Origin of the sequence: Cupriavidus sp. SK-4, from assembly GCF_000611125.1 — a bacterium.
Taxonomy (GTDB): Bacteria; Pseudomonadota; Gammaproteobacteria; order Burkholderiales; family Burkholderiaceae; genus Cupriavidus; species Cupriavidus necator.
On the sequence record NZ_JFJW01000069.1, the window covers coordinates 97,662 to 104,772 of the forward strand.

Annotated in this window: 5 protein-coding genes, 1 tRNA gene and 1 pseudogene; 2 read left to right on the plus strand and 5 right to left on the minus strand. The window is 66.3% G+C overall.

The window, feature by feature from the left end; translation table 11 throughout:
• From CF68_RS38380 to CF68_RS15410, 5 genes and pseudogenes are all read right to left on the minus strand, one after another.
• Positions 1–336: pseudogene (locus CF68_RS38380) on the minus strand (ATP-binding cassette domain-containing protein); the annotation flags it as partial.
• Positions 329–1,204 (minus strand): ABC transporter permease, encoded by an 876-nt coding sequence (locus CF68_RS15395; protein WP_035820180.1) that lies wholly within the window; start codon positions 1,202–1,204, stop codon positions 329–331. The pseudogene CF68_RS38380 and the gene CF68_RS15395, both read right to left, overlap by 8 nt.
• Positions 1,205–1,214: 10 nt before the next feature.
• A complete protein-coding gene (locus CF68_RS15400; protein ID WP_035820182.1) occupies positions 1,215–2,033 on the minus strand; it encodes an ABC transporter permease in 819 nt (272 codons plus the stop codon).
• Positions 2,034–2,153: 120 nt separating this feature from the next.
• Positions 2,154–3,176, minus strand: coding sequence for an ABC transporter substrate-binding protein (locus CF68_RS15405; protein ID WP_051591541.1), 1,023 nt, complete (start codon positions 3,174–3,176; stop codon positions 2,154–2,156).
• Between the two features lie 52 nt (positions 3,177–3,228).
• The gene (locus CF68_RS15410) at positions 3,229–4,323 is read right to left on the minus strand and encodes a substrate-binding domain-containing protein (RefSeq protein WP_063832568.1); all 1,095 of its coding nucleotides are present in this window, start codon (positions 4,321–4,323) and stop codon (positions 3,229–3,231) included.
• 570 nt (positions 4,324–4,893) lie between these two features.
• Between CF68_RS15410 and CF68_RS15415 the strand changes: the two genes are divergently transcribed.
• Positions 4,894–4,970, plus strand: a tRNA-Gly gene (locus CF68_RS15415).
• Positions 4,971–5,111: 141 nt separating this feature from the next.
• A complete protein-coding gene (locus CF68_RS15420; RefSeq protein ID WP_035820185.1) occupies positions 5,112–7,046 on the plus strand; it encodes a SurA N-terminal domain-containing protein in 1,935 nt (644 codons plus the stop codon).
• Positions 7,047–7,111: the final 65 nt, after the last annotated feature.

Below are 7,111 nucleotides of genomic sequence, written 5' to 3' on the forward strand. Positions count from 1 at the left end.
GGCGTCCACGCGCCGCACGCGCAGCCCGTAGCCGATGTTCTCGGAGACGGTCATATTGGGGAACAGCGCGTAGCTCTGGAACACCATGCCCACGCCGCGCTGCTCGATCGGCAGCGCGGTCACGCAGGTATCGCCGAACCAGACTTCGCCGCCCGCATCGGGATACTCCAGCCCGGCGATGATGCGCAGCGTGGTGGTCTTGCCGCAGCCGGACGGGCCCAGCAGCACCACCGTTTCCGCGGCGCCGATGTCGAGATCCAGCGGCTGCAGCGCCAGCGTGCCGTCGGCAAACGTCTTGCCGCAATCGCGCAGCCTGATGGTGGTGGGTTCATGCATGACGGGTCTCGGTATGAGGGTTGGCCGATGTGGCGGCAACGGCGGGGACGTGCGCCGCTTCGGGAACGTACTTGCGGGAACGCGCACCCAGCGCGCTGAGCGCCTGCATCAGCACCAGCAGCGGAATGATCATGACGAAGAAGACGATGGTGTAGGCCGAGCCGATCTCCAGCCGCATCGAGGCATAGCTGTCGGCCAGGCCCACAGGCAACGTCTGCGTGGTGGGCGTGTGCAGCATCCAGGTGAGGTTGAATTCGCCCACAGACAGCGTGACCACCATGAGCGCGCCGGCCAGGATGCCCTGGCGGCAATTGGGCAGCACCACGGTAAAGAAGCGCTGCAGGCGGCTCGCGCCAAGGCTGGCCGCCGCGTCCTCCAGCGTGCGGATATCGATGGCGGAAAGGATGGCCAGCACCGAACGCACCATGAAGGGCAGGGTGAACAGCACGTGGCCGATCAGGATAAACACCCAGCTCGTGCGCAGGGCCTGCCAGGTGCCGTAGAGCAGGATCAGGCCAAGCGCGGTCGCCAGGCCCGGAACGGCCACCGGCAGCATCAGCAGTTCCTCGATCAGCCGGGTGACGCGGTTGCGCCGTAGCGCCATGCAGTACGCGGCCGGCACGCCCAGCACCAGTGTGCAGGCAAGGCAGGCCAGCGCGATCAGCAGCGACAGGAAGATAGTATTGCGATAGAGCGACCAGACTTCCGCGAGCCAGCGCGTGGTCAGGCCGCTTTCCAGGCCGATAAAGATATTGTTGGTCAGGCCAGCCAGCACGGAGAGCACGACCGGCACGGTCATGAAGGCGCAGACTGCCAGTGTAAGCGCCAGTTGCAGCCAGTAGCCGGGGCGGCGATGGGTTGGGGGCATGGGTTGGCTCCTAGGCGGTCGCGGCCACGGCGTCGCCGGAGAACCAGCGCGCGACCGCCAGCAAGGCCCAGGTGACGGTGCCCAGCAGGATGGACAGCGCAGCGGCCATGCCGAAGTTGGCGTAGTTGGTGAACTCGTTGTAGATGGTGAGCGGCAGCACGTCGAGTTGCGTCGCCAGCGTGAAGGCGGTACCGAACGCGCCCATGCTGGTGGCAAAGCAGATCGCGCCGCTGGAGATCATGGCCGGCATCAACGCGGGCAGCATCACGTCGCGCACCACGTGCCAGGGACTGGCGCCCAGCGAGCGGGCAGCTTCTTCCAGCGAGGCGTCCAGCTGCTCCACGGCCGCCATCACGGTCAGGATCACGCGCGGGATCGAGAAGTACAGGTAGCCGACGAACAGCCCCGCCAGGCCGTAGGCAAAGGTCCAGCGCTCGCCGGCGATTTTGTCGCCAACCATGGCCAGCAGGCCGTTGCGGCCGCCGAGCATGATGACCATGAAGCCGATCACCACGCCGGGAAACGCCAGCGGAAAGGTCAGCATGGCCACCAGCACGGACTTGCCAGGCACCGCGTTGCGCTGCAGGAAGGTGCCGGCAATGCCGGCAATCACCAGCGTGGCCAGTGTCACCGCGGCCGACAGCAGCACGGTGACCACCAGGCTGTGCAGGTAGCGCGGACTGGAGACCACGGTCCAGTACACGCCTGCGCCTTGCTCGCCGTTGATGCTGACCGCCAGGAGCCGCGCCATCGGCAGGCAGAAGAAGGCCAGGAAGACCACCAGTGCCGGCAAGGCGAACAGGAAGAGGGAGGGGGATCGGTTTGTCATGGCAGCGACGGGGTGGTGGGGTGGTGGGCGATGGCTTGGGTGAGCCGCCCGGTTGTCTCCCCCTTTGCGGGGAGACAGCCATCAGGCGGGTGACATCATCGCCAGTCGTCAGCGCACCTGTCAGCGCACCTCCTTCAGATACTGCTCGCTGAACGCCTTTTGCACGTCGGCCATCTTGCCGAAGTCCACCGCCTTGGCCCGTGCGTATTCGGTGGCCGGCAGGAAACGCGCCTGTACTTCCTTAGGCACCACGCCGGCGCGCACCGGGCGCAGGTAGGCGTTGGCCCACAGCGCCTGGCCGGCGTCGGACAGCACGAAGTCGAGCACCTTGCGGCCTTCGGCCACATGCGGCGCCTTGTTGACCAGGCTCATCACGTAGGGAACCACCACCGAGCCCTCCCTGGGGATTACGAAGGCAACGTTGGCGTGGTCCTTGTAGCGGGCGCGATAGGCGTTGAAGTCGTAATCGAGCAGGATAGGGATTTCACCGGACAGCACGCGCGCATAAGCGGTCTGCTTGGGCACGATCGGCTGGTTTTTCTGCAGGTCCTTGAAATACTTGAAGGCCGGGCCGAAGTTGTCGAGCGTGCCGCCCATGGCCTGGTTGACCGCGACTGCGCCCACGTAGCCGACGAAGGCGCTGGCGGGGTCGAGATAGCCGACCAGGCCCTTGTACTCGGGCTTGAGCAGGTCGGCCCATGACTGCGGCACCGGCTTGCCGCGCAGCGCGTCGACATTGACCATGAAGCCCAGCGTGCCGGAATGGATGGCGAACCAGTTGCCCTGCGGGTCTTTCAGGCCGTCGGGAATGTCGTTCCAGTGGGCGGGCTTGTAGGCGGCGGTGACGCCATCCTTCTTGGCCTGGATGCCGAAGGTCACGCCGTAGTACACCACGTCGGCCACCGGGCTGGCCTTCTCGGCGACCAGCTGCGCCAGCGACTGGCCGGAGTTCTTGTTGTCCAGCGGCACGGCAACGCCGGTCTTTTCCTTGATGGCGCGGATCTGTGCCGCCCAGTCGGCCCATTCGGGCGGGCAGTTGTAGCAGATCGCGGTCTGGGCGGCCACGCCCTGGCTGAACGCGGCGGCGCTAAGCGCCAGGGCAATCCAGCGCAGCGGGCGGCGCCAGGAAGGAATAGGTTGCATGAGAGGCTCCTTGGTTGAGGACAGGGGTGGGGGATGCAACATGCGCACGCGGTTACGGTGACGTCGGAGCGGCCACGGTGCCATTGACGCGCAGTGCGTGCGGCAGCAGCGTGACGCGCGGCAGCGCCGCCGAGGCTCGTCCGTCATCGTGCAGCCAGGCAAGCAGCCGGCCGACGGCGCTGGCGCCGATCTCGGAATTGGGTTGCACGACGGTGGCCAGCGGCGGTTCGACCACGCTGCCCAGCGCGATACCGTCATAGCCCAGCACGGAGATGTCGCGCGGCACGCTCAGGCCGAGGCGCCTGAGGTCGGAGATCACGCCGATGGCCAGCAGGTCATTGGTGCAGAAAAAGGCGGTGGGCGCATCGTTTGCCCGGACCAGCGCGCGGATCTGTTCGGCATTGCTGGCGGTGTGCGATGGCAGGCAGACTGGCGCGGCGGGCATTAGCCCGTGCGCGCGCATGGCGTCCTGATAGCCGGCAAAGCGCTGGCGCGCGCGGTCCGAGGCGACGAAGGCGCCCGATACCACGGCGATGCGGCGATGCCCGGCGGCGATCAGGGCCTCCACGCCGGCGCAGGCGCTGCGCCGGTTGTCCACCGATACCGAATGACGCCAGCTGCGCGGTCCGGCCTGGTTGTACGCCAGCACATAGGGCACGCCCTCGCCGTCGAGTTGATCCAGCACCGTGCTGCACGCCGCGTCGGCCACGGTCAGCACCATACCGTCCACGCGATGGCGCAGCAGGTATTCCACACGCTCGCGTTCGCGCGCCGGATCGTAGCCGCTGGTGACCAGCATCAGCGAATAGCCGCCCGCCAGCGCCGCTTCCTCGATGCCGTGCCAGCACTCGGCGAACACCGCGTTTTCCAGCGTTGGCAGCATCACACCGATCATGCGGGTCTGCTGGGCGCGCAGCTTGCTGCCCAGCAGGTTGGGGCGAAAGCTGAGCCGGCGCGCCGCCTCGCGCACGCGCTGCGCCGTGCTGTCGCGCACCAGGTGCGGGCTGCTGAATACGCGCGATGCGGTGGCGAGCGACACCCGCGCGGCTTGCGCCACGTCGATCAGGGTGGCGCCGCTTGTGTCGGGCCTGCCCCCCGCTGGATCTTTGCGATTCACGCTTGCAGCTCCGGATGAAAACGTTTTCATTGAAGGTGGAAAAAAGCGGGCGTCAAGACATTCCGTCGCTGCGCTGCCGCAGAAGCCGGCTGGCGGACGGGTGCCTGCACCCTGTCTGGATGCCATTCTGTGTGGCGTGGATGACAGGGGGATGACATCCGGGTGCAAGGGCAGACGCCGGCATCGCGGGCGCCATGAGGGGCGGCGAAGCGCAGGCCTCTGTCGAGGCGGGCAACTTGTTGGGAGCGAATCGCGCACAATGTCGTGCGAGATCGGGCAATCAGCTCACTGGAGAAAAAAACATGCCCGCGCTTCCGTCCCGTCTCCCCATCAGCCGGCGTTCGGGATTGCGGGGCTTTGGAGGGGCTGGGGTACAAGGTTGAGTCATCCGGGTATTGCGCAGATGATGAACACGAGCTATAGTTCGGCCTCTTGCAGCAGGGCACGGTCGGCAAGGGAAGGTTGGTAGGCGTTGTAGGCTTATGATTTGTAAGGAAATTCGATTCCCTTGCAGGGCGTACGCCGGGGGTTCGAACCCCTCAGCACCCACCACTCTCCATCGCAAGGACATGTGCATCGCCGGCAGCAAGCGCCGACACAGGAGTGGTAGTTCAGTCGGTTAGAATCCCGGCCTGCCACGCCGGGGGTCGCGGGTTCGAGTCCCGTCCACTCCGCCAGTTTTAAGGAAACGCCCGCATTAGCGGGCGTTTTTCATTTGCTTCCCTATGTTTCCCACCCTCCACAAAGGGTGCGTGCCCAGCGGCTCCTGATAGAATCGTGGAGTTTGTCTTTCGTGCCAATCCACTACCCGAATCCGCATGCTTGATTTCGTACGCAACAACCGGCGCCTGATGCTCTTGCTGCTGCTGGTGCTTGTTTTCCCGTCGTTCGTGTTCTTCGGCGTGGAAAGCTATTCGCGCTTCATGGACAGCTCGCACGATGCCGCCAAGGTAGACGGCCGCGCCATCAGCGTGCAGGAAATCGACAACGTCGTGCGCGACCAGAGCGAACGCGCGCGCCAGATCCTGGGCGCCAGCTATGACCCGCGCCAGTTCGAAGGCCCGGACGCACGCAAGGCCGTGCTGGATCAGCTGATCCAGCAACGCGTGATGGCCAGTGCCGTGGCGCGTGAGCACCTGACCGTGTCCGACGCCAAGCTGCTCGAGGAAATCAGCAACCTGCCGGCGATCGCGCAACTGCCGCGCACCAAGGACGGCAAGGTCGACGACAAGGCCTACCTGCAGCTGCTGCAGTCGCAGGGCATGACGCCCGAGCAGTTCGATGCCCGCATGCGCTTCGAGCTGGCCACGCAGCAGCTGGGCGCATCGGTCGCCGCGACGGCCTTCGTGCCCAAGTCGCTGCTCGATCGCTTGATCGCCGTACGCGACCAGCAGCGCGACGTGCAGGCGCTGCTGTTCAAGCCGGCCGGCTACACCGCCAAGGTGCAGCCCGATGCGGCCGCGCTGAAGGCCTATTACGACAGCCACCAGCAGGCCTTCTCGGTGCCGGAGCAAGCCAAGGTCGAGTACCTGTTGCTGTCGGGCGAGGCCCTGGCCGCGACGCAGGCGGTCACGCCCGAAGAGCTGAAGTCCTACTACGACAGCAATATCGCGCGCTTCCGCATCGACGAGCAGCGCCGCGCCAGCCATATCCTGATCAGCGCGCCGAAGGATGCGCCGGCCGCCCAGCGCCAGGCCGCGAAGGACAAGGCCGCCAAGCTGCTGGAGGACCTGCGCAAGCACCCAGACACCTTCGCCGACGTGGCGCGCAAGAACTCGCAGGACCCGGGCTCGGCCGAGAAGGGCGGCGACCTGGGCTTCATGGGCCGCGGCGCGCTGGTCAAGCCGTTCGAGGACGCGATGTACGCGCTCAAGGATGGCCAGGTCAGCGACTTGGTGGAAACCGACTTCGGCTACCACATCATCAAGCTGACCGGCATCAAGCCCGGCGAGACCAAGCCGCTGGAAGCCGTGCGCCCGGAACTGGAAGCGGAGCTGCGCAAGCAGTTCGCCGACAAGAAGTTTGCCGAGCAGGCCGATGCCTTCGGCAACACCGTCTATGAGCAGGCCGACAGCCTCAAGGCCGCCGCCGACAAGTTCAAGCTGACCATCCAGACCGCTGACAACGTCACGCGCCAGCCGAACCCGGCGCTGGGCGCGCAGAGCCCGCTCAACAACGACAAGCTGCTCAAGGCGCTGTTCAGCGACGACGCGATCAAGAACAAGCGCAACACCGAGGCGGTCCAGGTGGCCCCGAACACGCTGGTGGCCGCGCGCATCGTCGAGTACCGCCCGGCGGCCGTGCGCAAGTTCGAGGAAGTCGAAGCCAAGGTGCGCGAGGGCTATATCGCCCAGCAGGCGGCCGAACTGGCGCGCAAGGACGGCGAGGCCCGGCTTGCTGCGCTGAAGAAGGCAGACAGCGCCGACGGCTTTGGCGCGGTGCAGACCGTGTCGCGCGCCAAGGCCGAGGGCGTGCCGCCGAAGGCGGTCGAAGCGGTGCTGCGCGCCGATGCGAACAAGCTGCCCGCGGTGGTGGGTGTCGACCTGGGGGCCGAAGGCTACGCGGTCTACCGTATCACCAAGGTCAGCCAGCCGACGCAGGCCAACCCGGCGCAACGCCAGGCCGAAGCGCAGCAGCTGTCGCAGCTCGCCGGCCAGACCGACCTGCAGGCATTCTATGAAAGCCTGAAGGCGCGCTCGAAGGTGAAGCTGCTGACGCCGGTTGGCAATTCGCAGGCGCAGGGCGCGGAGTAAGCTGGCGCAAGGGCGCAGTCCTTTGCAAGCTGCTGGTTTGCTCCCTCTCCCGCTTGCGGGAGAGG